Consider the following 22519-nt stretch of genomic DNA (forward strand, 5'->3'; position numbering starts at 1 on the left):
CCGGGCTGGTGCTTCAACGTGTGGTGAAGCCGAAGGATGTGATCGCCGGGGTCGGTCGCCCGTTGTCGAGCGCTTCAGCCAGGAGCCGTAGCGCTGCGAGCTCATGCGGGGGAATCGGCTCCGGCAGGGCGTCCAACGCGAACCATTCCAGGCCGCCGCATTTCGCGGGCTCCCGGATTTCGGGGGTGCCGCGCCACCGGGTGAGGGTGAAGAAGAAGTCTACGCGCTGCTCCAGTGCCGGCCCGTCGACCGCATTTGAGCGGTGCATGGCGGTCAGCGGCATCAGCTCGCCGGGGTCGATCACGACGCCCATCTCCTCGGCCCCCTCCCGTACGGCCGTCGCGGTTACCGACTCGCCCGGCTCGACGTGTCCGGCGATGGCGGCGGCCCAGTGCCCGTCCATGAAGCCGGTGTTGCGGCGCAGTTGCAGCAGGACCTCGGTATTAGCGGGGCGGCCGAGGCAGGACCCGCCGTGAGGGCGGTGCTCCCGGCCCGCGCGGGTGGGACGGCCACCGCCGAGTGTGGACGCGGCGGCGCGCTCTCGCGGGCGCAGCAGCAGTACATAGGCGGCGGGCACCAGGGCGAAGGGCACACCACCGTCGGGGGCAGCAGGACGGGGAAGAGCTGGCATACCTGAACGCTAGTGCCTCTGCGCCGCCACTGGTCGTCAACTAAGACAGTTTGCGGCTGTCTGTACACCCGTTAGGTCTTCAGCAAACCCGGCTTATCCGGTTTGGGGGTTTGGTGGGGTTGTGGTTGCCGCGTTGGTGCTGGTGGATCTCCGGGCGCTGTGGCTGGTGGGTCTCCTCGCGCTGTTGCCGGCAGGGGCCGTTTGCAACGCCGAAGTAGCGTAGTAGACCGCTACACGACGCAGCGGAGTCACCCAGCAGCCCCTCACCGCCGCCCCTGGCCGCCGAGCGGGCCATCAGATCCCTTTCCGGCGGAGCACGCATTCGCGCGTCAAGGGCATCCCTATGACTCCCGGCCACCTCCCACGACGCCCATCACGGCATAGGCGTCACTGGCTTCGACCACCGCCTCCGTCACCGCTGGGGTGATGCCGCATCAGTCCATGCCGGGGACGCCGCCGATGAGCACCGGTGTGGCCGATCCGGCTCCAACGGAGGCGCCCCACAAGCTCCCGGGCCAATCCTTGTCAAAGAATGCAGCGCTTTCGAGTCTGTTCTCAACGACACCGGTGCGGCTTTCCCGGGAAACATGCGCCCTGATGCGATGGGCAGGCGGCCGTGACGGGTGAAAGTGCTGCATTTTGTGACACGCACAGCTCCGTGCCGGAGCATTTCCACGGCTTGGGGCAGGCAACATCGCTCACGCCAGGCGTGCCGAGTGGGGGACAGACAGGCAACTGCTCGGTACATGGGAGTGCCTTCTGTGGCGGGCTTGGAGGAATCCAACAAGTTGTGTTCGCCGATACGGGCACCAAACGGCGATGCATCGCGGCGGGTGCTGCCCCTACGGTGGTGACATGAGCACAAACCCGCCTCCCGCCCTCCACGTCGAAGCCTCCGAGATCGCAGCCTCTTCCCTGGTTCGTCGCGCCGCCCGTGAGGCGGTTCTGGTCATCGGCGGAGCCGCCGCGATCGCACTGATCGGCCAGATCGCCCTGCCCCTGCCCTTCACTCCGGTTCCGGTCAGTCTCGGGACCTTGGCGGCCCTGGGCGTGGGCGGAGTGCTCGGCTCTCGCCGCGGTCTGGCGGCCGCGGCACTGTTCGCCGCTGCGGCCGCGCTTGGCGCGCCGGTGTTGGCGGGCTGGAACAGCGGCATCACTGCCTCCTTCGGCTATGTGATTGGTTATGGGCTGGCGGCGATGCTGGCCGGACGGGCCGGGGCCATCTCCATCGGCGCCGCCGCGGGCCCCGCCCTGGGACTGCGTCGGCTGGCCGCCCGTGTGGGGTTGATGTTGGCCGCCTCCGCGCTGGTGTACGTCCCTGGACTGGTTTGGCTGCATGTCGCCACGGGAGCGCCGTGGGGGACCACCTTCGCCCTCGGATTAGCGCCCTTCATCATTGGTGACCTGCTGAAGTCTTTGGTGGCCGCTCTGTTGCCCCGCCCGGCCGGGCTGCACTGACGTGTCCGAGGTCTCGCGTCCGGCCCTCCCGGGCTGCGGGCGGCATTAGGAGATGGCATGACCTCCCCGGTAGATCCCTCCAGCTCCACTAAGCCCGACTTGCGGTCTGCGGCCGTAAGTCGCAGCGGCGAGGACCGTTCGGCGTACGTAGCCGTTACCGTTTTCCCGTTGTTGATCCTGGCGGCCTTCGGCGCCGCGATGCTCGCCCCCGAGGCACTCAGCCCGCTGGCGGTCGGCACCAACTACGCCCTGGGCATCATCATGTTCGGCATGGGCCTGACCCTGACCGTCCCCGACTTCGCCCTGGTGGTGCGTCGTCCGCTGCCGGTGCTGGTGGGTGTGGCCGCCCAGTTCGTGGTCATGCCAGTCATTGCCTGGACACTGACCCGCATCTTCCAGCTGGACCCGGTCCTGGCAGCCGGCGTGATCCTGGTTGGCTGCGCTCCCGGCGGCACCTCCTCCAACGTCATCTCCTACCTCTCCCGTGGAGACGTCGCGCTGTCGGTGACCATGACGTCGATCTCCACACTGTTGGCCCCGCTGATGACACCGCTGCTCACCCAGTGGCTCGCCGGGCAGTACATGCCCGTCGACGCCGGCGCCATGGCGCTGTCGATCGTCAGAATCGTGTTGGTGCCGGTGATCGGCGGCCTGGTCATCCGCACCCTCCTGGGACGATTCGTGGAGCGGGTACTGCCGGTCATGCCTTGGATTTCGGTCCTCGGCATCTGTTACGTGGTGATCGCCGTCGTCTCCGGCTCCGCCGACAGGATCGCCACCGCTGGGGCGATAGTGCTGGCGGTGGTTGCCCTGCACAACTGCCTGGGCTACCTGCTCGGCTACCTGATCGGCCGGGTGACCAGCCACGACGAGAGGGCCTCGCGCACCACCGCCATTGAGGTGGGCATGCAGAACTCCGGCCTGGCGGCCGGGCTCGCCGCCCAGTACTTCACGGCCGAGGCCGCACTGCCTGGGGCCGTATTCTCCATCTGGCACAACCTCTCCGGCGCCGTGGTGGCCGCACTGTTCCGCCGCCGGGATGTGCGCGCCGTGAACTGACGAGTGCGGTGGCGCAGACTGGGGTATACCGGTACACCCCGCCCGCCGCTGAGTGAGCGGGGTGTGGCGGAGCTTACTTTGGTGCCGTCATATGCCGTTTTCATGCGGCTTTCACGGAGCATGCCACTTCGGTTGCGGCGTCAATGGTGTCAGGTAGGTTTCGAAGTACGGGTATCGTGAGGCGAACCGTTCGGCCCCGAGGCCCTCGACAGGTGGCAGCGTCCGGGCGGCACGTCCATAGCCGTACTGGAACCGGTTCCCCGCGCGGGGCCGCATCCTCCGGCGGCCCCGTCTAAGAGAAGACCGCATGTTCCCCTACCTGATGCGCAGGATCGCCAACTACGCGATTCTGTTGGTCATAGCGACTGTCTTGGCGTACTTCCTCGCCGCGACGCAGCTCAACCCGCTGGGGTTGTACGACTTGAGCAACACCAAGCTCAACTGGGACGGCATATACGCCACGTTCACCTCCTACAACATCAACCCCAATGACCCGGTCATGGACCGCTTCAAGGTCTGGGCCACGGGTGTGCTGACCGAATGGGATTGGGGCAAGACCCCCAAGGGCGAGTCCGTCAACGCCATCATCTCCCGTCGCATGTGGGTGTCTGTGCGACTGGTCTTTCTCGGCTCCTTCATCGGCATGGGCGTCGGCACTGCACTGGGCGCCTGGACCGCCACCAAGCAGTACTCCGTCGCAGACCGCATCATCACCGTGCTCTCACTGATCGTCTTCTCCACGCCGGTGATGGTCATTGCCCTGTTCCTCAAACTCGGTGCCATCAAGGCCAACGCGGCCCTGGGTGGGCAGGTCTTCGAGTTCGTCGGAGAGGGCTCCGGCCTTGTCGGCAGGGCCCAGCATCTGCTGCTGCCGACCATCTCCATGTCGCTCACGGGCATCGCCACCTATTCCCGCTACCAGCGCAATCTCATGCTCGACACCCTTGGCGCCGACTACGTGCGCACGGCTCGGGCCAAGGGACTGCGCAAACGCCAAGCCATCACTCGCCACGCTCTGCGCACCTCCCTGATCCCCATGGGCACCTACTTCGCCTTCGCCCTGGCCACCCTGTTCGTCGGCGCCTCCATCACAGAGACCGTCTTCAGCTGGCACGGCCTGGGCGAGTATGCCGTGACCTCCATCTCCACCTTCGACATCAACGGCACCGTCGCCGTGGTCGCCTTCTCAGGAATGATGACATTGATCGGCGCCCTTCTGTCTGACGTCCTGGTGGCGGTCATCGATCCGCGGGTGAGGGTGAGCTGATATGTCCGATAGCTCGACCGCCGGGAGTGCGCGGCTGACCCGCGGCCAGATTCTGCGGCGCCGCTTCTTCCGCAACAAGAGTGCCGTCGCCGGACTCGTGGGTTTCGGCCTGATCGTGCTGCTGGCCGGCATAGGCCCGCTTGTCGCCCGCTATCACTACACCGAGCCGGACTTCCTGGCATTCCATGTGGCGCCGAATGCCGACCACTGGCTGGGCACCACCAAGGACGGCTCGGACGTGTTCGCCATGGTGATCGAGGGCCTGCGCAAGTCTCTCATCATCGGTTTGAGCGTCGCCGCGATCCAGACCGCGGTGGCCGCAATCGTCGGCAGTGCCGCCGCCTACTTCGGCGGCTGGTTCGACAAGGTGGCCCTGTGGGTAGTCGACCTGCTGCTGGTGGTGCCGTCCTTCCTGATCATAGCCATCGTCAGCCAGTCGGTCAGTGGCCAGTCCAAGGGCTCCATCCCGCTGTTCATCATTTTGCTGGCGGCCTTCGGCTGGATGCTCACGGCCCGCGTGATCCGCTCCATGACGCTGTCCGTGCGGAACATGGAGTACGTGACGGCCGCACGCTACATGGGTGTCAGCGCCCCGCGGATCATCGCCCGCCACATCCTGCCCAACGTCTCCTCCTACATCATCATCGACGCCACGCTCGGCGTCGCGAGCGCGGTGCTGAGTGAGACGACCCTGTCCTATTTCGGCTTCGGCGTGAAGCCGCCGAACACCTCCCTGGGCACGCTGATCCAGCAGTCTCAGGGCGACGTCGCCGTCTATCCCTGGACCTTCATCGCCCCGGCCGTCGTCCTGATGGTCATGCTGGTATGCGTAAACCTGATTGGCGACGGCGTGCGTGACGCCCTCGACTCCTCGTCCAAGTCCGGAGGTAGGGCATGAGCCGCTCCCGCAAGCAGAACCCCGCATTCGACTCCGACGCCATGCCGGACCCGGAATCGGCCGCACCGCTGCTGGAGGTGCGGGATCTGCGCGTCAGCTTCCCGTCCGAAGACGGCCTGGTGCATGCCGTGCGCGGCGTGAATCTGGAACTGGCCCGCGGCGAGGTCCTCGCCCTCGTCGGCGAGTCCGGCTCCGGCAAGTCGGTCACCTCCACCGCCATCATGGGCCTGCTGGACGAGTCGGCGGCCGTGTCGGGCGCGGTGAAGCTGCACGGCACCGAGCTCCTGGGCCGCTCGGACGCCTACATGTCCAAGATCCGCGGCACTCAGGTTTCCATGGTCTTCCAGGATCCGCTGTCCGCCCTGACCCCCGTGTACACCGTGGGGAGGCAGATCGTGGAGGCCCTGAAGATCCACAACCGCGGCATGTCCGACAAGGATGCGAACCGGCGCGCCATCGAGCTGCTGGACCTGGTGGGTATCCCCAATCCCCCGGTGCGCGTCAATGCCTACCCGCACGAGTTCTCCGGCGGCATGCGGCAGCGTGCGGTAATCGCCATCGCGATTGCCAACAACCCCGATCTGATCATCGCCGACGAGCCGACCACCGCGCTCGACGTGACCATCCAGGCACAGATTCTGGACGTGCTGCGCACCGCCAAGCAGGAGACCGGCGCCGGCGTCATCATGATCACCCACGATCTGGGGGTCGTTGCCGGTATGGCCGACCGCGTCGCCGTCATGTACGCCGGCCGGATCGTGGAGTCCGGCGACGTCGACGACGTGTTCTACCGCTCCCGCATGCCTTACACGATCGGGCTGCTCGGGGCGCTGCCCCGCCTGGACGCCAGGAAGGACTCCGCCCTGGCCACTCTGGAGGGCAACCCGCCCTCGCTGCTGGCAGAGCCCGCCGGCTGCCCCTTCGCTCCGCGCTGCCCCATGACGCAGGACGCCTGCCTGGATGAGGAGCCGGAACTGGCGCTCGTGCGTCCCGACGGCGGACTCGACGCGGCCGGTGAGGCTCCTGCGGGCCCGCAGCTGGCCGCCTGCCGCCGCTTCTCGGAGATCGAGGCCGATAACCTGAGTTACCGGGACATTTTCCCGGTGCCCAGGCTCAAGACTCCGCAGGCCCTCGATCTGCCGCACGCACAGCGCGAGGAGGTCCTGCGAGTCACCGACCTGGTCAAGGACTTCCCGCTGATGAAGGGCGCCGTGTTCAAGCGCCGCGTGGGTACCGTCCACGCCGTCGCGGATGTGTCCTTCGACGTGCGCAAGGGGGAGACCCTGGCGCTGGTGGGGGAGTCCGGCTGCGGCAAGACCACCACCCTGCTGGAGGTGCTCGATCTAAAGGCGCCCCAGGAAGGCAGGATCGTGGTGCTCGGCAGGCAGACCGATGAGCTCTCCCGCGCCGAGCGCCGCCGGTTGCGTCAGGACGTCCAGATCGTCTTCCAGGACCCCATGGCATCGCTCGACCCGCGCCTACCGGTCTTCGAACTGATCGCCGAGCCGCTGCGCGCCTTCAAACGCCCCAAGCGGGAGATCGCCGACCGGGTGTCTGAACTCATGGAACTGGTGGGCCTGGAACCCAGCCACGTCAACCGCTACCCGCGCAACTTCTCCGGCGGTCAGCGTCAACGCATCGGCATCGCCAGGGCGCTGGCGCTGGAACCGAGCCTACTGGTGCTGGATGAGCCGGTCTCAGCCCTGGACGTGTCCATTCAGGCCGGCGTGATCAACCTGCTCGATGAGCTGCGCGCCACCCTGGGGCTGAGCTACCTGTTCGTGGCGCACGATCTGTCCGTGGTGCGGCATATCGCCGACCGGGTGGCAGTTATGTACCTGGGACGCATCGTGGAGATCGGCGACGTCGATGCCGTGTTCTCCGCGCCCGCCCATCCCTACACCCAGGCACTGCTCTCGGCCATCCCGATCCCGGACCCGGTGAAGGAGCGCACCCGTAGTCGCATCATTCTGCAGGGCGATCTGCCCTCGCCGGCCAACCCGCCCTCGGGCTGCCCCTTCCGCACCCGCTGCCAGAAGTTCGCGGGCGAGCTGAACGATGAGCAGCGGGAGGCCTGCCTGACCCGGCTGCCCGATTTCTCATCAATGGGGGAAGACCACCGGTCCGCCTGTCACTATTCGGAACACGCCAACGTGTTCTGAGCCTCTTCGAGCGCTACCGGGCAGGCGCGAATCGGGAGTGAATACCAACCTGACTGTCAAACAAACTCATATGGTTTTCTCAGCTGCCGGGCGCGTACGCGTTCCGTTCGCCAACGAAGGCCCCCAGCAAATCCGCTCACCCGATCCAGAAACGGAGCACCACCATGCAAATCAACCGACGCCTCTTCCTCTCGGGCACCGCCTCGGCGGCGGCCCTGGCCGCCCTGGCCGCCTGCGGAGGGGGCTCTTCCTCATCAAATGCGTCCGCCGAGCCGGTGGAGCTGGCCGCATCGGACATCAACCGGCAGGAGCGCTCCGCCCTGCAACAGGGCGGTGAGTTCCGCATCCCCATCAATGCCATGATCCCCAACTACAACCCGCTGCACATCGACGGCAACGTTGCTGACAACGGCACCACCCTGCTGGGCTTCACCGGTGTGCGCAATTGGCTGTACCACGAGGACGGCACCTTCGAGGTGAACACCAACTTCTGCCTCGACTACACCGAGGCGGAGGTGGATGGCAAGACCGTCATCACCATGCACCTCAACCCCGAGGCCAAGTGGAATAGCGGCGACGCGATCCAGGTTGCCGACTATCAGGGCTGCTGGCAGGCCTGCAGGGGCACGGATGAGGACTTCAACGCCGTGGTCGCCTCCACCGACGGCTGGGAGCACATCGAGTCCATTGAGGCCGGTGCCGACGAGTTCGAGATGATCACCACCTTCGACGGCGTCTTCCCCGACTGGTCCGCCATCTTCGGCGAGGCCGCCCTCGTTCCGGCGTCGCTCACCACCGACGCGGAGACCTTCTCCTCCTGGACCGACGCCTCCGTCACCGACCACTGGACCGGCCCCTACATCGTTACGGACGCCGACTCCGCCAAGCAGGTCCTCACCCTGGAGCCCAACCCGAACTGGTGGGGCGACGCCCCGCTGCTGGACAAGATCACCATGCGAGTCATGAACACCTCCCAGTTCGGCACCGCCTTCGGCAACTCCGAGATCGACTACGTCTCCCCAATCACCGATTCGGCCACGTATCAACAGTGCCAACAGCGGACCGACGGCGAGATCCGCCAGGCAGCCGGCCTGCAGTGGCGCCACTTCACCATGAACGGCTCCTCGGGTGTCCTGGCCGATCAGGCCGTGCGCCAGGCCCTGGTCAAGGGCATGGACCGCCTCACCATCACCGAGGGCGATCTGCAGGGCCTGCCGGTGCCGGCCTCCCAGCTGCAACTCGGCAACCACCTGTTCATGCCCCACAACCAGGGCTACAAGGACAACACCGGCGACTACGCCTACAACCCGGAGGCGGCCGCCGCCGAGCTCGACGCCGCTGGCTGGACTCTGGCCGAGGGCGCCGAGTTCCGGGAGAAGGACGGGCAGCGGCTCTCCATCAAGTATCTGCGCATGCCCGACATCTCCACCTCCGCCACCGAGGGCCGTATTCTGCAGGCCAATATGGCGGCAATCGGCGTGGAGATTGTCATGGACGACACCAATCCCGATGAGTTCAATGCCCGCCTGCGTGACGGCAAGTTTGAAATCACGGCGTTCACGTGGGTCGGCACTCCGTACCCGATGAACAACATCGGCCAGATCTACGGCGAGGGCTCTGCCTCCAACTACACCGGCGTGTCCGACCCGGAGCTGCAGAAGCTCATCGGCCAGGTGGCGGTCGAGGCCGATCCGGACAAGCGCGTCGAGTTGGCCAACCAGGCCGACGTCAAGATCTGGGAACTCGCCACAGTCACGCCCATCTACTCGCGCGCTGATTACGCTGCCCTGCCGAAGAAGCTTGCCAACTACGGCGCCTTCGGCCTGTCCACCGGACGAGCGGAGGACGTGGGCTACATGGCTGAGTGACGCGACTGCGCCGGGCGTCGGTTCTCATCGGCGCTCATGTGCTGCGTGGAAACCGTGCGGATTCGCAGCCGGTGTTCTGGACTCCGGCGCCCGCCCCAACCCAGACGGTTGTGGCGGGCGCCGCCACTTACTCAGGGGATCTCCACCCGCCAAGAGGATGAGACAGAATGGTGCAGTGCCTACGATTGTTCTGCGTTCACTGGTCGGCCGGATCGGGACCGTGCTGGTCGCGCTTGCCTGCCTCTACCCGGTCATGGTCATCTGGCTAGCTGACGGCTACGGCAACGGCCTGAAGGCGCTGGCGGTGGCAGCAGTGGTTGTCCTTGCGGTCTGGCTGCTGTGGTGGCGTCCGCAAGCAGTGGTGGCAGAGGACGAGATCGAGGTACGCAACGCCTTCCGCAGCCATCGCATCCCCTGGGAGTCGCTGCGCGGCACCCGTACCCGCTGGGGACTCGTCTTGGAAATCGGCGAGGCAGCCGCGGCAGCCATCGAATCTGCTGCTACTGTCAGCACCGTGAACGTGTCCGCCTGTCAACGCGGCGGGGTATTCACCGCCGCCCGGCACGAGCGCCGCGCCGTCTATGTGGAGGAGGCCTATGTGACCGCCACGGTCACCGACCCGTCCGAGGAAGCGTCGGATGGCGAGCGCCGCACCTACCGAACCCATATGGACGCCAGTGACGCCGCCCACCTGATCGAGCTGTATCAGGCCGCCCGCGCCGAGCACCTGGCACTGACCCGCCGACTGCGGCGGCGCGCCCAGCGGCTCGGCAAACTGCCCGCAGGCTCTACGGACTCGCCCGACCGTGCCGGTTCCACCCGGGCTAACACCGCCGCCCAGCAACCGGACGTATCCGACCTCGGGCTCGGTACCCGGTGGGACCGGGTACCGAGCATCGCCACCGCCGCCGTCCTGGCCCTGCTCGCCGCCGCGCTAATCGCCCTCTGAAGCCCCACACTCCGGGCGTCCGGCGATGTCGCGGCCGGCTCGTGGACACTTCCCGGCCCGAGAAGGGGAGAGCGGCAGCAATTATTCCGCTCGCCGCCAGATCCCGGGCCAATAGAGGTGAGCGGCCGCACAGGCCGCATGTCGCGCCTGTCATGGTCCGCCGGCCGCAGTAGCGGTACCCTGCCTGAGTTTGTGCGCCCGCGGGCGCTTACCAAATGGAGGAAAGAGCCCACATGACTGTGCGCCAGGATCTGCGCAACGTCGCCATCGTCGCTCACGTCGACCACGGCAAGACCACCCTCGTCGACGCGATGCTCTGGGAGGCCGGCGCCTTCGGCAACCGTGCCACCGAGGAGAACACGACCGAACGCGTCATGGACTCCGGAGAGCTGGAGCGTGAGAAGGGCATCACCATCCTCGCCAAAAACACCGCCGTCCACTACACCGGTCCCGCCGCCATCGATGCGGGACTGCCCGCCGGCATCACCATCAACGTCATCGACACCCCCGGCCACGCCGACTTCGGCGGCGAGGTCGAGCGCGGGCTGTCCATGGTTGACGGCGTGCTCCTGCTCGTGGACGCCTCCGAGGGGCCGCTGCCCCAGACCCGCTTCGTGCTGCGCAAGGCCCTGGCCGCCTCCCTGCCCGTCATCTTGGTGGTCAACAAGGTGGACCGCCCCGACTCCCGCCTGGACGAGGTCGTCTCCGAGACCACCGACCTGCTGCTCTCGCTGGCCTCCGACCTGGCCGACGAGCACCCGGACATCGACCTGGACGCCGTGCTGGACGTGCCCGTGGTCTACGCCTCCGCCAAGGCCCGCCGCGCGGACACCGTCAAGCCCGCCGACGGCGAGCTGCCCGCCTCCAAGAACCTCGAGCCCCTGTTCCGCACCCTAATCGAGCGCATCCCCGGCCCCTCATACGATGAGTCCGCCCCGCTGCAGGCGCACGTGACCAACCTGGACGCCTCCCCATTCCTGGGACGCCTCGCCCTGCTGCGCATCCACGCCGGCACCCTACGCAAGGGGCAGACCGTCGCCTGGGCCCGCCACGACGGCTCCGTCACCTCCGCCCGCGTCTCCGAGCTGCTGGTCACCGAGGGCCTGGAGCGCAAGCCCGCCGAGGAGGCCCACGCCGGTGACATCGTCGCCGTCGCCGGCATTGAGGACATCACCATCGGCGAGTCCCTGGTCGACCCCGAAGACCCGCGGCCCCTGCCGCTAATCAAGGTTGACGACCCCGCCATCTCCATGACCATCGGTATCAACACCTCGCCGATGGCCGGCCGCACCAAGGGCGCCAAGGTCACCGCCCGGCAGGTCAAGGACCGCCTGGACCGCGAGCTGGTCGGCAATGTCTCCCTGCGCGTGCTACCTACCACCCGCCCCGACGCCTGGGAGGTGCAGGGCCGCGGTGAGCTGGCGCTGGCGATCCTGGTGGAGCAGATGCGCCGCGAGGGCTTCGAGCTGACCGTCGGCAAGCCGCAGGTGGTCACCAAGATGATCGACGGCAAGCGCCACGAGCCGGTCGAGCGCATGACCATTGACGTGCCCGAGGAGCACCTCGGCGCCGTCACCCAGCTCATGGCCGCCCGCAAGGGCCGCATGGAGACCATGGCCAACCACGGCACCGGCTGGATCCGCATGGAGTTTCTGGTGCCCGCCCGCGGCCTGATCGGCTGGCGCACCCAGTTCCTCACCGAGACCCGCGGCACCGGCATCGCCTCCTCCATCTCCGAGGGCTACGAGCCGTGGGCGGGCCCGATCGCCGCCCGCACAACCGGCTCCCTGGTCTCCGACCGCGCCGGCGCCGTCACCGCCTACGCCCTGACCCGCCTGGGCGAGCGCGGCACCTTCTTCGTTGAGCCCGGCCAGGAGACCTACGAGGGCCAGGTGGTGGGGGAGAACCCCCGCGATGAGGACATGGACGTCAACGTCGTGCGCGAGAAGCAACAGACCAATATGCGCTCGTCCACCGCTGACGTCTACGAGGCACTAACCCCGCCGCGCCGTCTCACCCTGGAGGAGGCCCTCGAATTCGCCGCCGAGGACGAATGCGTGGAGGTGACCCCGCAGGCCGTGCGCATACGCAAGGTCATCCTCGACTCCCAGGAGCGCTTCAAGGACGCCGCCCGCCGTCGTCGGGCGGGCGCCTGACGCGGGTTCCGAATCGTACGGCCCCGGAAGGCACGCATGAACGAGCTACAGCCGCGCGGCACGGACCGCGACACCGCCGACGGCGACGACGCGCCCGCCGACGCCGCGCCTACCCGGGCGGCTGCGGGCGCCCCGCGCACCGTCGCCCGCGCACTGCTGAGCACTGCGGGCGCTGCCCTGGTCATCGCCTGGCTGGGGCTGGCCTGGGCGACCACCCGCACTCTGGCACCGGGATCCTCGGTGGCTGGCGTCGATGTGTCCGGCATGACCCGCGCCCAGGCGGTGGCCGCCGTCGACGCCGCTATTGTCGCCCAGTTGAACCGGCCGGTCACGCTCACGGTCGACGACGCCACCGACACGCTCATCCCCGCACAATCAGGCGTGAGCGTGGACGCCGCGGCCAGCGTAGACCTACTAACCGGCCCCACCCTCAACCCCATTACCCTGGTACGGCGGCTGGCCGGAACCGGCGTTGATGCTGTAGTCAGGGTCGACGCCGACGCCCTGACCACCGCCTTGAACTCCCGTCTGGACACGCTCGCCACCGGCACCGCCGACGCCGTCGTCGCCCTGGAGGGCACCACGCCCGTGCTTATTCCCGGCTCGGTTGGCGCCGGCCTGGACGTGGCGGTGAGCGTGACCGCCCTGGCCGAGACCTGGCCGCTGGGCGCGGACAGCATCGCGCTGGCCTCGGGCACGGCCAACCCGGCCGTCACCGATGCCGACGCCGAGGAATTCATTGACAACGTCCTCACTCCGCTGCTGAGCGCCGATATCACCGTCAATGCCGCTGGTACCGGCACGGACGCCACCGGCGTGAGCATCCTGACCCCTGAGGCGCTGGCCGCCATGGCCGCCATTACCGCCCCAGACGGCATCCTGACCGTAACCCTCGATGCCGAGGCGCTACACGACGTCGTTATAGCCGACCTGGGTGAGGGGCTTGAGACACCCGCGACCGACGCCACTTGGAGTGTCGACGGCGACCCCGCCACCGCCGCGGACGCCACCCCCGTCTTCCACGCCGCCACCACCGGCACCGGCATCGACCCCGATGCCCTGACCGACGCCGTTCTTGCGGCCGGCGCCAACGCAAACGGGGAGCGTACCGCGACCGCGACCGTCACCGTCCTCCAGCCGGCCGTGGCCACGCCGAAGGAGGAATGGGGCATCGCCGAGATCGTCGGCGAGTACTCCACCCCCTACGTCTCCCAGTACGGGCGTGACCAGAATCTCCAGCGCGGCACCGAGATGATCAACGGCACGCTGGTGGCCCCTGGGGAGACCTTCTCCACCACCGACGCCCTAGGCCCGGTTGACCTCGACAACGGCTACACCTACGCCGGCGTGGTGGCCGACGGGCAGCACATCGACGCGATGGGCGGCGGCTTGTCCCAAGTGGGCACGACCGTGTTCAACGCTGGTTTCGAGGCTGGTATGGACGATGTGGAGCACTGGCCCCACACCTACTGGTTCACCCGCTACCCGGCCGGGCGCGAGGCCACCATTTGGACGGGCGTCAAGGATGTCAAATGGCGCAACTCCACGCCTTACACGGTGCTGGTGCAGGCGTGGGCCGGTGATGGCGAGGTGCATGTGCGACTGTGGTCCACCCCCTACTACGAGGTTGCCATCACTGAGGGGGAGCACACGAACTACCGGGCTTACGGCACCCAGTACCAGTCCGGTCCCGGTTGTGAGCCCTACGGTGGCGGCACTCAGGGTTTCGACGTCACCGTCACCCGCACCCGCAGTCACGACGGCGAGCGCCTGCCTGACGACGTGCTGACCACCGCCTACGATTCCGACAACCCCGTGGTGTGTCGCTGAGCTCGGCGGGGCGGTACCGGAGATCCGGGTTGTGGCGGCGGTATTGAGGTCGGTGGGGCCGGCGTCGGCGCACGCAATTCGCACTCGGTGCGTGACGCAAAAACGCTCGCTGGTCCGGGAGAATCCGGCGGACTTGCTGACACCTTGCGTGGCTGTTGGGCACGGTGCCACCGCGGGGGAGATACTTGGGGGCACGCCCGCGGCCCCGCGCGGCACGCTCCGAGACAGAGAGGAAGCAGTCAATGACCTATGTCATCGCTCAGCCCTGCGTGGACGTCAAGGATCGTGCGTGTGTGGACGAGTGTCCGGTCGACTGCATCTACGAGGGTGAACGCAGTCTGTACATCAACGCCGACGAGTGCGTTGACTGCGGTGCCTGCGAGCCGGTGTGCCCCACCGAGGCGATCTTCTACGAGGACGACGTCCCCGAGGAGTGGGAGGACTACACCCGGGCGAACATCGACTTCTTCTCCCTGAAGGGCCTGGGTTCCCCGGGCGGCGCGCAGAACGTCGGCCCGCAGGACTACGACGACCCCATGATCGCCGCCCTGGAGCCTCAGAACGAGGAGTGGAGGGCCGCTAACGGCTACTGACCCCCGCCCCCTCACCGAGACCGGCACCAGTACACACCGAGACCGGCACTAATACGTAACCGGGTGGATCGTCTACGCGCAGCGCCATGACCGGTTTCATTCCACCGTAGCCGGCTGGAGGAACGGGCTGTACGTGCCCTGTGTGGTGAGTGGTTCGTTGTCAGGTGTGACGAGGGGCTGCCGGTATGCGAGGCCTGCGAGACGAGGTTGCCGGTCGCTCGCCTTGTGGCCGAACGGCTGCGGTAGCTGTTCGGCCACAAGGCGAGCGGATCAGAGTTCTTCGAGTTCGGTGAGATCCTCGGCGGACAGCGGCGTCAAGCAGGACATCCATGCTCTGCGCATCAATGGAGGAGGCGTTAACGGTTGTTACGGTGCTGATCTTGGTGGCCATCGGGGTCTCCTTGGACGAGCAGCAGATGCATCAGGTGTAGTAAGTGTTTGAAAGGTATCGGAAGATGAGACGCCTCACGCCGCGGTTCGCCAGAGCGCTGCCGCGGAGGTGGGAACACGACACAATGACGACGTGAACGCCTCCACGCCCGCCGGCCCCGCCACCTCTACTGCGACCGCCCTGCCTCGTCCGCTCGCCCTGCCCGACTTCCCCTGGCACTCCCTGCGCCCCTACCGACAGCGCGCCGCCCAGCATCCGGGCAGCGTCGTCGACCTGTCCATCGGCACGCCCGTGGACCCCAGCCCCGCGGTCGCCCGCGAGGCCCTCGCGGCCGCCGCCAACGCCCCCGGCTACCCGCCCGCCGACGGCACGGGCCAGGTGCGTGCCGCCATCATCGACTGGATGCGGCGCCGTCGCGGCGTACCCGGATTGAGCGACGCCGCCGTCATCCCGACCATTGGCTCCAAGGAGTCGGTGGCTCAGCTGCCGCTCCAGCTCGGTGCCCGCCCCGGCGACCTCATCGCCCACCCACGCGCCGCCTACCCCACTTACGACGTCGGCGCCCGCCTGGCCGGAGCCACCCCCGTACCGGTCGACACCGCCGTCGACCCCGACACCTGGGAGCTGCCCGACGGCCGCCTCGTCGCCATCTGGCTCAACAGTCCCGGCAACCCCGACGGGCATGTCCTCGCCGTCGCCCAGCTCGCCCGCATCGTCGCCTGGGCGCGTGAGCGCGGGGTCGTCGTCCTGTCCGACGAGTGCTACGCCGAACTGGCCTGGGAGGAGCCCTGGGTCACCGCCGGCGTCCCCAGCCTGCTGGATCCGCGCGTGACCGGCACCGGTCCCGACGGCGCGCCGGACTTCACGGGCCTGCTGGCCCTGTACTCCCTGTCCAAGCAGTCAAACATCGCCGGTTACCGGGCCGCCTTCCTCGCCGGCGACCCGAAGCTGGTCGCCGCCGTCACCGAGGTGCGCCGTCACACCGGCATGCTCCCGCCCGCGCCCGTGCAGGCCGCCCTGGCCGCCACCCTGGCCGATGACGCACACGTGGTGGCGCAGCAGGCCGTCTACCGGGCCCGGCGCGAAGCGCTGGTGAAGGCGACCGCCGCCGTCGGACTGGTGAACGACCCTGAGTCTGTGGCCGGCCTGTACCTGTGGCTGAGCGGCCCGGCGTCCATGAGCGCCTGGGACCTGGTGGGGGCCTTTGCCGAACTGGGGATCGTGGTGGCACCCGGGGACTTCTACGGCCAGGCCGGCGCCGGACACGTGCGCATGTCCCTGACCGACACCGACGAGCGCGTGGCCGCTGCCGTGAGCCGCCTGCACGACCCCGGCGCGGCCTCACTGTTCGCCGGCTGAGCCCCTGCGCGCACCCGCCCCGGCGCCGGCGGTGCCGCCGCGGGCAGTAGGTGACCTCATTCGCCCGCCGCACCTGATGCATCCGCCGGGGTCCAGCGCCCGCCCGCCGCCCCGCGTGACCCGCGGTTTTCCGCAGTACCCCGGAAAACGACGGGATGGAGGACGCCCGCGAATGCTCATACCTTTTTTGTTGTCGACGACGACGGCGAAGGAGGCGAGCGGTGGACGAGCGCATCTGGGACGTGCTGGACGCCTTCGGAGACACCGAGGTGGTCACCGCCGCAGAACTCGCCGACCGCCTGGGCGTCACCAGTCGCACCGTGCGCACCCTCCTGTCGCGCTCGCGCCGCGCCCTGGCCGATGGCGGCGCCCGCATCGAGTCCAAGCCCGGCACCGGCTATACCCTGACAATCACCGATGCCGAGGCCTTCGCCGACCTGAAGGAGACGCGCGGCGCCGTCGACGGCACACCCGTGACGGCGGTGGAACGCCGACGCTATCTGCTGCGGCTGCTGCTGACCGCACAGGACTACATCAAACTCGAGGTCATCGCACAGGCGCTGTTCGTCTCGAAGAAAACGGTCACGGCAGACCTGGCCCAGGTGGAGTCCATACTCGCCGAACACAGCCTGCTGGTGGACCGGCGCCCCTACAAGGGCGTGCGCGTAATCGGTGCGGAACTCGATATACGTACCTGCCTGGCAACCGTCTACAACCCCGAGCGCAGCTCCGGGTTCGCGGTCGAGGATCTGGAACCGGGGGTGAACCGGGCGGAACACCATGTTCGTGAGGTGCTGGATGCCCATGACATCCCTGCGTCGGCGGCGGTGGTGCGCAGCGTGATATTGCATATCGCCATCGCCACCAGCCGAGTAAGGGCAGGCAGAACCATAGAGGGGGAGACCGCCGGACTGGGGCGGTACATCACCGAAGCGGAGTTAGGCGTCGCCGGTGACATCCTCGACCGCCTGGAGCGGGACCTGGGGCTGACCTACCCGCTGCAGGAGCGTTTCTACCTGGCGCTGCACTTCGCCGGACGCAGGGTGCTCACCTGCCCTGCCGACGCCTCCGACTCACAGAGCATCGTCGAGGCACGCCAGGTGGTGGATGGGATGCTTCGCATAGTCGACGAGGGCTTCGGCCTGGGCCTGTCGGCCGACGACGAGCTGCGGGCATCCCTGGTTCAGCACACGATTCCGCTACTGGTACGTCTGCGCTTCCAGATGCGGATGCCCAACCAGAGCCTGGAACGCATCAAGCAGGCCTATCCGCTCGCCTACGCGGTGGCCGTGCAGGCCTGCACCGCCCTGGCCCGCCACCTGGGCGGCACCGTATCTGAGGATGAGGCCGGGTACATCGCCCTGTGGTTCGCGCTCGCCCTCGAACGCCGTCGGCCCGAGCAACGGCGCAAGCGCCTGGTGCTCGTATCCGGCGCCGACGGCGCCGCCACCCGGCTCATTGAGCTGCGGCTGCGTGAGCGCCTGGGAGACCTTATCGAGTCGCTCATCACCGTCAGCACGCGGGAGCCGATCCGGGCACAGCCGGACACGGACCTGGTTCTGACCACGGTCGCCCTCGAAACCGATCCGGGTGTCCCCGTCATCGAAGTCGGTCCGTTCCTGGATGATGCCGACATCCGCAGGATTCGGCGGGTGCTGGTCAGTGAACCGAGCACCCGTATAGACCGGGTGTTCTCAGCCGAGCTGTTCATTCCGCACCTGGAGGCCCGTACCGCGCGTGAGGCGATAGCGGCACTGACCCGGCTCGCGCGCACCAGATATGACCTGCCCGCCGTGTTCCTCGACTCGGTGCTGCGGCGAGAGGCGCTGGCGCCAACCGACTTCGGCAATCGGGTCGCCATGCCGCACGGCGAGGTGGCCATGAGCAAGGAGACCTTCATCGCCGTCGGCGTCCTGGACGAACCCATCCGTTGGACGCGCAACCCGGTCCAGGTCGTATGCCTGGTGTCCATATCCACGCGGGAGGGCAAGGACCTGCAGCAGTTCTACCAGGACCTGTCCAGGTACCTGATGAGCGAGGAACACATCACCACCCTCATTGATAGCCGCGACTTCACCGCCATCGTCCATTCGATTCGAGAGATCACCCAGCAACCACAGGAGGAAGTATGAGCGAGCCACAGTCGGCGCGCGAACCAGCAGACGATCCCTATGCCGTGTCATTCGAACTGATCCTCGCCGCCGGGACGGCGAAGTCCAAGGCGATGGAGGCCGTTGAACTCGCCCGGGAGGGACAGCTGGACGCGGCCCGTCAGGCCCTGGCCCGTGCGGACGACGACTTCCGCCAGGCCCATGACATCCAATTCGCCCTCCTCCAGAAGGAGGCCGGCCAGGACCACGTGGACGTGGACATCGTTCTGGTGCACGCCAATGACCACCTGACCATGGCGCTCATGGCCAAGGAGAACGCCGAAATGCTCATTGAGCTCTACTCCCGAATCCACAAGCTGGAGGCGCGGTTCCGGCCGTCAGACGGCCCGGCCGCCTCCCCGACCGCACCAGCGGACCCGACCACCGTCACCAACACCAACACGAAGGAGAACTGAAATGACCGAACACAGCTCCCAGCCGGAGAAGGCCACCAGTCAGGAGGGGCCGACGCTGCGCATCATGCTGGCCTGCGCCCTCGGAATGTCCACCTCCATACTTGTCCAGCGCATGCAGGAGGCGGCCGCCGCACAGGGCAAGAACTACAAGATCTGGGCGGCCGACCAGTCATCCATCGAGTCCGAGCTCGGCAACTTCGACGTCGTCCTACTCGGCCCGCAGGTGCGCCACATTCTGCGCAAGGTGCGGGGCGTGGTCGGCGACGCCGCCCCGGTCGAGGTCATCGACGCTCGCGCCTACGGCCGCGGAGACGGCGCCACCGTCATCGCCCAGGCCGAGTCGCTGACCGGGGGCGAATGACATGCCCTCCCTCTCCGACCGGTTCTCCGACGGGCTGACCTCCATCGCCGAGAAGGTGGACGACAACAAATACCTGAACTCGTTGAAGAACTCCTTCAGCTACTTCCTGCCCTTCATCCTGGTGGGCTCCTTCGCCAGCCTGCTGCGAACCCTGGTGTCCTCGCAGGAGACGGGACTGGCCCGCTGGGTTCCGGCCCTGGCCAGCCTCGACGGGGCCTTCACCGCTATGAACTTCGCCACCATGAGCTTCATGACGATCCCTATCGTCATCCTGCTCGGCTGGCAGCTGGCCAAACGCAACGGCACGCCCACGCAGGCCACCGCCGTCCTGTGCGTGGCCGCATACGTGACCGTCGTCCCACACAGTGTGCAGGCTCTGCTCGAGGACGGCTCCGACGGCGGCACTGCGGCGGGCCTGGGCGACGGCGCCCTGGGCGCCCAGGGCCTGTTCATCGGCATCATCTGGACCGTCGCCATCACCGAGCTGTTCCGCTGGCTGTCCGGCATCAAGGCCCTGCGCATCACCATGCCGGACTCCGTCCCGCCCGCCATCACCCAGTCCTTCAACTCGCTCATCCCGGTCTTCCTGATCCTGACCTTCTCCGCCGTCTTCGGCGTGCTGTTCCGCCTGGGGACCGGCAGCTACCTCAATGAGTGGGTGTACGCGGTGCTTCAGCATCCGTTGGAGAGCATTTTCCAATCCACCGCAGGCATCATTCTCATGGCAGTATTCGCCCAGCTGTTCTGGTTCCTTGGTATCCACGGTGGACTGGTGATCTCTCCTATCCGCAACCCGCTGTTCGCCACCGCCATCGCCGCCAATATCGCGGCGGTCAACGCCGGTGCGCAGCCAACCCAGCCGCTCACATACGGCTTCTGGGTGACCTTCATTGTCCTCGGCGGTGCCGGTGGCATTCTCGGCCTGACGATAGTGGGGGCGCTGATATCAAAGCAGGAGGATCTGCGAATGATCTCCCGACTAGGTTTTGTACCCGCGGTCTGCGGCATCTCCGAGCCGCTTGTCTTCGGAGTGCCGCTGGTGCTCAACCCCCTTTACGCTATTCCGTTCATCTTCAACACCGGCATCTCGGCGGCGATCGCCCTGGGTGCGATGAATCTCGGATTCATCCAGGCCAACACCGTCGACGTTCCCTTCGGGGTGCCGATCTTCATCAACGGCTTCATCGGTTTCGGCTGGCAGGGCATAGTGGTTCAGGCGGTCATTCTGGCTGCCACCACCCTGATGTGGCTGCCCTTCGTGGCCATTGATGACCGCCGCGCCGCGAAGGAGGCCCTCAAGGAGGACTCCGCCGCCCTCAGCGACAGCAAGGAGGCTGTTTCCGCATGAACACACCACACCAACTGCACCCGGTTTTCCCAGACGATTTCCTGTGGGGAGGGGCGCTGGCCGCCAACCAGTGCGAGGGCGCCTGGGATGAGGACGGCAAGGGCCCGTCGGTCGCCGACGTCACCCGGCACAAGCCCGACGTCGACCCGCGCGACTACCGGGCCGGTCATGCCATCACCCTGGCGGACATCCAGGCCGCCCTGGAATGGACCGACTCCAAGGGTCCCTACGCCAAGCGGCGCGGCAACGACTTCTACCACCGCTACCAGGAGGACCTGGACCTCATGGCCCAGATGGGCTTCAAGACTCTGCGGGTGTCCATCCAGTGGAGTCGGCTGTTCCCCACCGGGGAAGAGACCGAGCCCAATGCCGCCGGAGTGCGCTTCTACCACGAGCTGTTCCGTGCCATGCGTGAGCGGAACATTCAGCCGCTAGTCACCCTGCACCACTACGAGCAGCCGCTGGCCACGGTTTTCAACCATCGGGGCTGGTACGACCGCGCCATGGTCGACCTGTTCATGCGTTTCGCCGAGGTCTGCTTCCGCGAATACGGGGAGGCGGTGAAGCTCTGGCTGACCTTCAATGAGGTCGACTCTATCTTCCGGCATCCCTTCACCACCGCCGGTCTGCTGGCCGAACACTTCGAGGGGATGAACATGGAGGAGGTCTGCTACCAGGCGCTGCACCACCAGCTCCTCGCCTCCGCGCGTGCGACCCGCCTCCTGCATGAGCTCGTCCCCGACGCCCGTATGGGATGCATGCTCACCAAGCTGCTGCACTACCCGCTCACCGCCCACCCGGAGGACCAGCTGACGGCCCAGCGCACCAACCGGGACAACGAGATGGCCGCGGATGTCCATGTGCATGGCGAGTATCCGCGGTGGGTGGAGCGCGACTGGGTCCGTAAGGGACTGCACGTTGAGGTGGCCGATGCCGACCGGGTCGAGCTGGCGGCCGGGACCGTCGACTTCCTGTCCTTCAGCTACTACATGTCGCTGGTCTCCGCCCACGATGAGGGCGAGCGGGAGCGGGTGAGCGGCAACCTGTCCTCAGGGGTGAAGAACCCGTACCTGGAGGTCAACGAATGGAACTGGCAGATCGACCCCGAGGGCCTGCGCTACTCTCTGGTGTCCTTGTACGACAAGTACCGGCTGCCGCTGTTCATCGTGGAGAACGGGGTGGGTATCCGGGAGACGCCGGATGCGGACAGGTCCATCCGGGACGAGGCGCGCATCGACTACTTCCGCCGTCACATTCGTGCGATGGGTCTGGCGATCGACGACGGCGTCGAACTCATGGGATACACGCCCTGGGGCTGCATCGACCTGGTGTCGATGTCCACCTGCGAGATGAGCAAGCGGTACGGCTTCGTGTACGTCGACGCGGACGATGAGGGCAACGGCACATACCACCGCACCCCCAAGCAGTCCTTCGACTGGTACCGGCATGTGATCGCCACCAACGGCAGGGAGCTGTAGCGGCGACGGCGCTGCCGTGAATGCTGCTGTTAATACGCCGATGGCGCGGTGGGTGTGGACCGCTGACCGCGCCGTCGGCATGCTCCGTGGCGGCGACGGCGCTCGCGGGCCGGTATGGTTCCGGGCAGACAGTTCCGGGGCCACT

Annotated in this window: 18 protein-coding genes; 17 read left to right on the forward strand and 1 reads right to left on the reverse strand. The window is 67.3% G+C overall.

Going from position 1 to position 22519, the window contains the following annotated elements; translation table 11 throughout:
• Positions 1–13: 13 nt before the first annotated feature.
• Positions 14–631 (reverse strand): NUDIX domain-containing protein, encoded by a 618-nt coding sequence (locus CWT10_RS04355; protein WP_103063448.1) that lies wholly within the window; start codon positions 629–631, stop codon positions 14–16.
• Positions 632–1486: 855 nt separating this feature from the next.
• Here CWT10_RS04355 and CWT10_RS04360 point away from each other — a divergent pair.
• The 17 genes from CWT10_RS04360 to CWT10_RS04440 all read left to right on the forward strand — a co-directional run bounded on the left by CWT10_RS04360 (position 1487) and on the right by CWT10_RS04440 (position 22374).
• Positions 1487–2089 (forward strand): biotin transporter BioY, encoded by a 603-nt coding sequence (locus CWT10_RS04360; protein WP_103063449.1) that lies wholly within the window; start codon positions 1487–1489, stop codon positions 2087–2089.
• Between the two features lie 57 nt (positions 2090–2146).
• Entirely contained in the window at positions 2147–3148 is a 1002-nt protein-coding gene (locus tag CWT10_RS04365) for a bile acid:sodium symporter family protein (protein ID WP_103063450.1), read from the forward strand.
• Positions 3149–3455: 307 nt separating this feature from the next.
• Entirely contained in the window at positions 3456–4415 is a 960-nt protein-coding gene (locus tag CWT10_RS04370; protein ID WP_103063451.1) for an ABC transporter permease, read from the forward strand.
• Position 4416: 1 nt separating this feature from the next.
• Positions 4417–5313, forward strand: a complete 897-nt coding sequence (locus CWT10_RS04375) for an ABC transporter permease (RefSeq protein WP_103063452.1) — start codon at positions 4417–4419, stop codon at positions 5311–5313.
• The gene (locus CWT10_RS04380; protein ID WP_103063453.1) at positions 5310–7475 is read left to right on the forward strand and encodes a dipeptide ABC transporter ATP-binding protein; all 2166 of its coding nucleotides are present in this window, start codon (positions 5310–5312) and stop codon (positions 7473–7475) included. Before CWT10_RS04375 ends, CWT10_RS04380 begins: the two co-directional genes overlap by 4 nt.
• A gap of 164 nt (positions 7476–7639) precedes the next feature.
• Entirely contained in the window at positions 7640–9343 is a 1704-nt protein-coding gene (locus CWT10_RS04385; RefSeq protein WP_103063454.1) for an ABC transporter family substrate-binding protein, read from the forward strand.
• Between the two features lie 175 nt (positions 9344–9518).
• On the forward strand, positions 9519–10292 hold the full coding sequence (locus CWT10_RS04390) for a PH domain-containing protein (protein ID WP_158247665.1): 774 nt from the start codon (positions 9519–9521) through the stop codon (positions 10290–10292).
• Between the two features lie 233 nt (positions 10293–10525).
• Complete coding sequence (gene typA / locus CWT10_RS04395) at positions 10526–12448, forward strand: translational GTPase TypA (protein ID WP_103063456.1); 1923 nt, start codon at positions 10526–10528, stop codon at positions 12446–12448.
• A gap of 36 nt (positions 12449–12484) precedes the next feature.
• Positions 12485–14278, forward strand: coding sequence for a VanW family protein (locus tag CWT10_RS04400; RefSeq protein ID WP_103063457.1), 1794 nt, complete (start codon positions 12485–12487; stop codon positions 14276–14278).
• A gap of 242 nt (positions 14279–14520) precedes the next feature.
• On the forward strand, positions 14521–14871 hold the full coding sequence (gene fdxA, locus CWT10_RS04405; protein WP_103063458.1) for a ferredoxin: 351 nt from the start codon (positions 14521–14523) through the stop codon (positions 14869–14871).
• Positions 14872–14985: 114 nt separating this feature from the next.
• Positions 14986–15117: a DUF3039 domain-containing protein gene (locus CWT10_RS17890; RefSeq protein WP_128683651.1), complete on the forward strand. Its 132-nt coding sequence runs from the start codon at positions 14986–14988 to the stop codon at positions 15115–15117.
• 277 nt (positions 15118–15394) lie between these two features.
• Complete coding sequence (dapC, locus tag CWT10_RS04415; RefSeq protein ID WP_103063459.1) at positions 15395–16621, forward strand: succinyldiaminopimelate transaminase; 1227 nt, start codon at positions 15395–15397, stop codon at positions 16619–16621.
• A 221-nt stretch (positions 16622–16842) separates the two neighbouring features.
• Complete coding sequence (locus CWT10_RS04420) at positions 16843–18753, forward strand: BglG family transcription antiterminator (protein WP_158247666.1); 1911 nt, start codon at positions 16843–16845, stop codon at positions 18751–18753.
• Positions 18750–19187, forward strand: coding sequence for a PTS lactose/cellobiose transporter subunit IIA (locus CWT10_RS04425; RefSeq protein ID WP_103063461.1), 438 nt, complete (start codon positions 18750–18752; stop codon positions 19185–19187). Before CWT10_RS04420 ends, CWT10_RS04425 begins: the two co-directional genes overlap by 4 nt.
• Position 19188: 1 nt before the next feature.
• Positions 19189–19548: a PTS sugar transporter subunit IIB gene (locus CWT10_RS04430; RefSeq protein ID WP_199176351.1), complete on the forward strand. Its 360-nt coding sequence runs from the start codon at positions 19189–19191 to the stop codon at positions 19546–19548.
• Between the two features lies 1 nt (position 19549).
• The gene (locus tag CWT10_RS04435; RefSeq protein WP_103063462.1) at positions 19550–20896 is read left to right on the forward strand and encodes a PTS sugar transporter subunit IIC; all 1347 of its coding nucleotides are present in this window, start codon (positions 19550–19552) and stop codon (positions 20894–20896) included.
• Complete coding sequence (locus tag CWT10_RS04440; protein ID WP_103063463.1) at positions 20893–22374, forward strand: glycoside hydrolase family 1 protein; 1482 nt, start codon at positions 20893–20895, stop codon at positions 22372–22374. The genes CWT10_RS04435 and CWT10_RS04440 overlap by 4 nt, the downstream gene beginning before the upstream one ends.
• Positions 22375–22519 lie beyond the last annotated feature (145 nt).

Source organism: Actinomyces qiguomingii, assembly GCF_004102025.1.
Lineage (GTDB): Bacteria > Actinomycetota > Actinomycetes > Actinomycetales > Actinomycetaceae > Actinomyces > Actinomyces qiguomingii.

Excerpts from the sequence above, each read along its gene's own strand:
- CWT10_RS04355 (WP_103063448.1), bottom strand. The coding sequence starts at position 631 with ATGCCAGCTCTTCCCCGTCCTGCTGCCCCCGACGGTGGTGTGCCCTTC.
- CWT10_RS04370 (WP_103063451.1), top strand. The coding sequence starts at position 3,456 with ATGTTCCCCTACCTGATGCGCAGGATCGCCAACTACGCGATTCTGTTG.
- CWT10_RS04360 (WP_103063449.1), top strand. The coding sequence starts at position 1,487 with ATGAGCACAAACCCGCCTCCCGCCCTCCACGTCGAAGCCTCCGAGATC.
- CWT10_RS04435 (WP_103063462.1), top strand. The coding sequence starts at position 19,550 with ATGCCCTCCCTCTCCGACCGGTTCTCCGACGGGCTGACCTCCATCGCC.
- CWT10_RS04380 (WP_103063453.1), top strand. The coding sequence starts at position 5,310 with ATGAGCCGCTCCCGCAAGCAGAACCCCGCATTCGACTCCGACGCCATG.
- CWT10_RS04385 (WP_103063454.1), top strand. The coding sequence starts at position 7,640 with ATGCAAATCAACCGACGCCTCTTCCTCTCGGGCACCGCCTCGGCGGCG.
- CWT10_RS04440 (WP_103063463.1), top strand. The coding sequence starts at position 20,893 with ATGAACACACCACACCAACTGCACCCGGTTTTCCCAGACGATTTCCTG.
- CWT10_RS04425 (WP_103063461.1), top strand. The coding sequence starts at position 18,750 with ATGAGCGAGCCACAGTCGGCGCGCGAACCAGCAGACGATCCCTATGCC.
- CWT10_RS04400 (WP_103063457.1), top strand. The coding sequence starts at position 12,485 with ATGAACGAGCTACAGCCGCGCGGCACGGACCGCGACACCGCCGACGGC.
- CWT10_RS04375 (WP_103063452.1), top strand. The coding sequence starts at position 4,417 with ATGTCCGATAGCTCGACCGCCGGGAGTGCGCGGCTGACCCGCGGCCAG.
- CWT10_RS04430 (WP_199176351.1), top strand. The coding sequence starts at position 19,189 with ATGACCGAACACAGCTCCCAGCCGGAGAAGGCCACCAGTCAGGAGGGG.
- fdxA (WP_103063458.1), top strand. The coding sequence starts at position 14,521 with ATGACCTATGTCATCGCTCAGCCCTGCGTGGACGTCAAGGATCGTGCG.
- typA (WP_103063456.1), top strand. The coding sequence starts at position 10,526 with ATGACTGTGCGCCAGGATCTGCGCAACGTCGCCATCGTCGCTCACGTC.
- CWT10_RS04365 (WP_103063450.1), top strand. The coding sequence starts at position 2,147 with ATGACCTCCCCGGTAGATCCCTCCAGCTCCACTAAGCCCGACTTGCGG.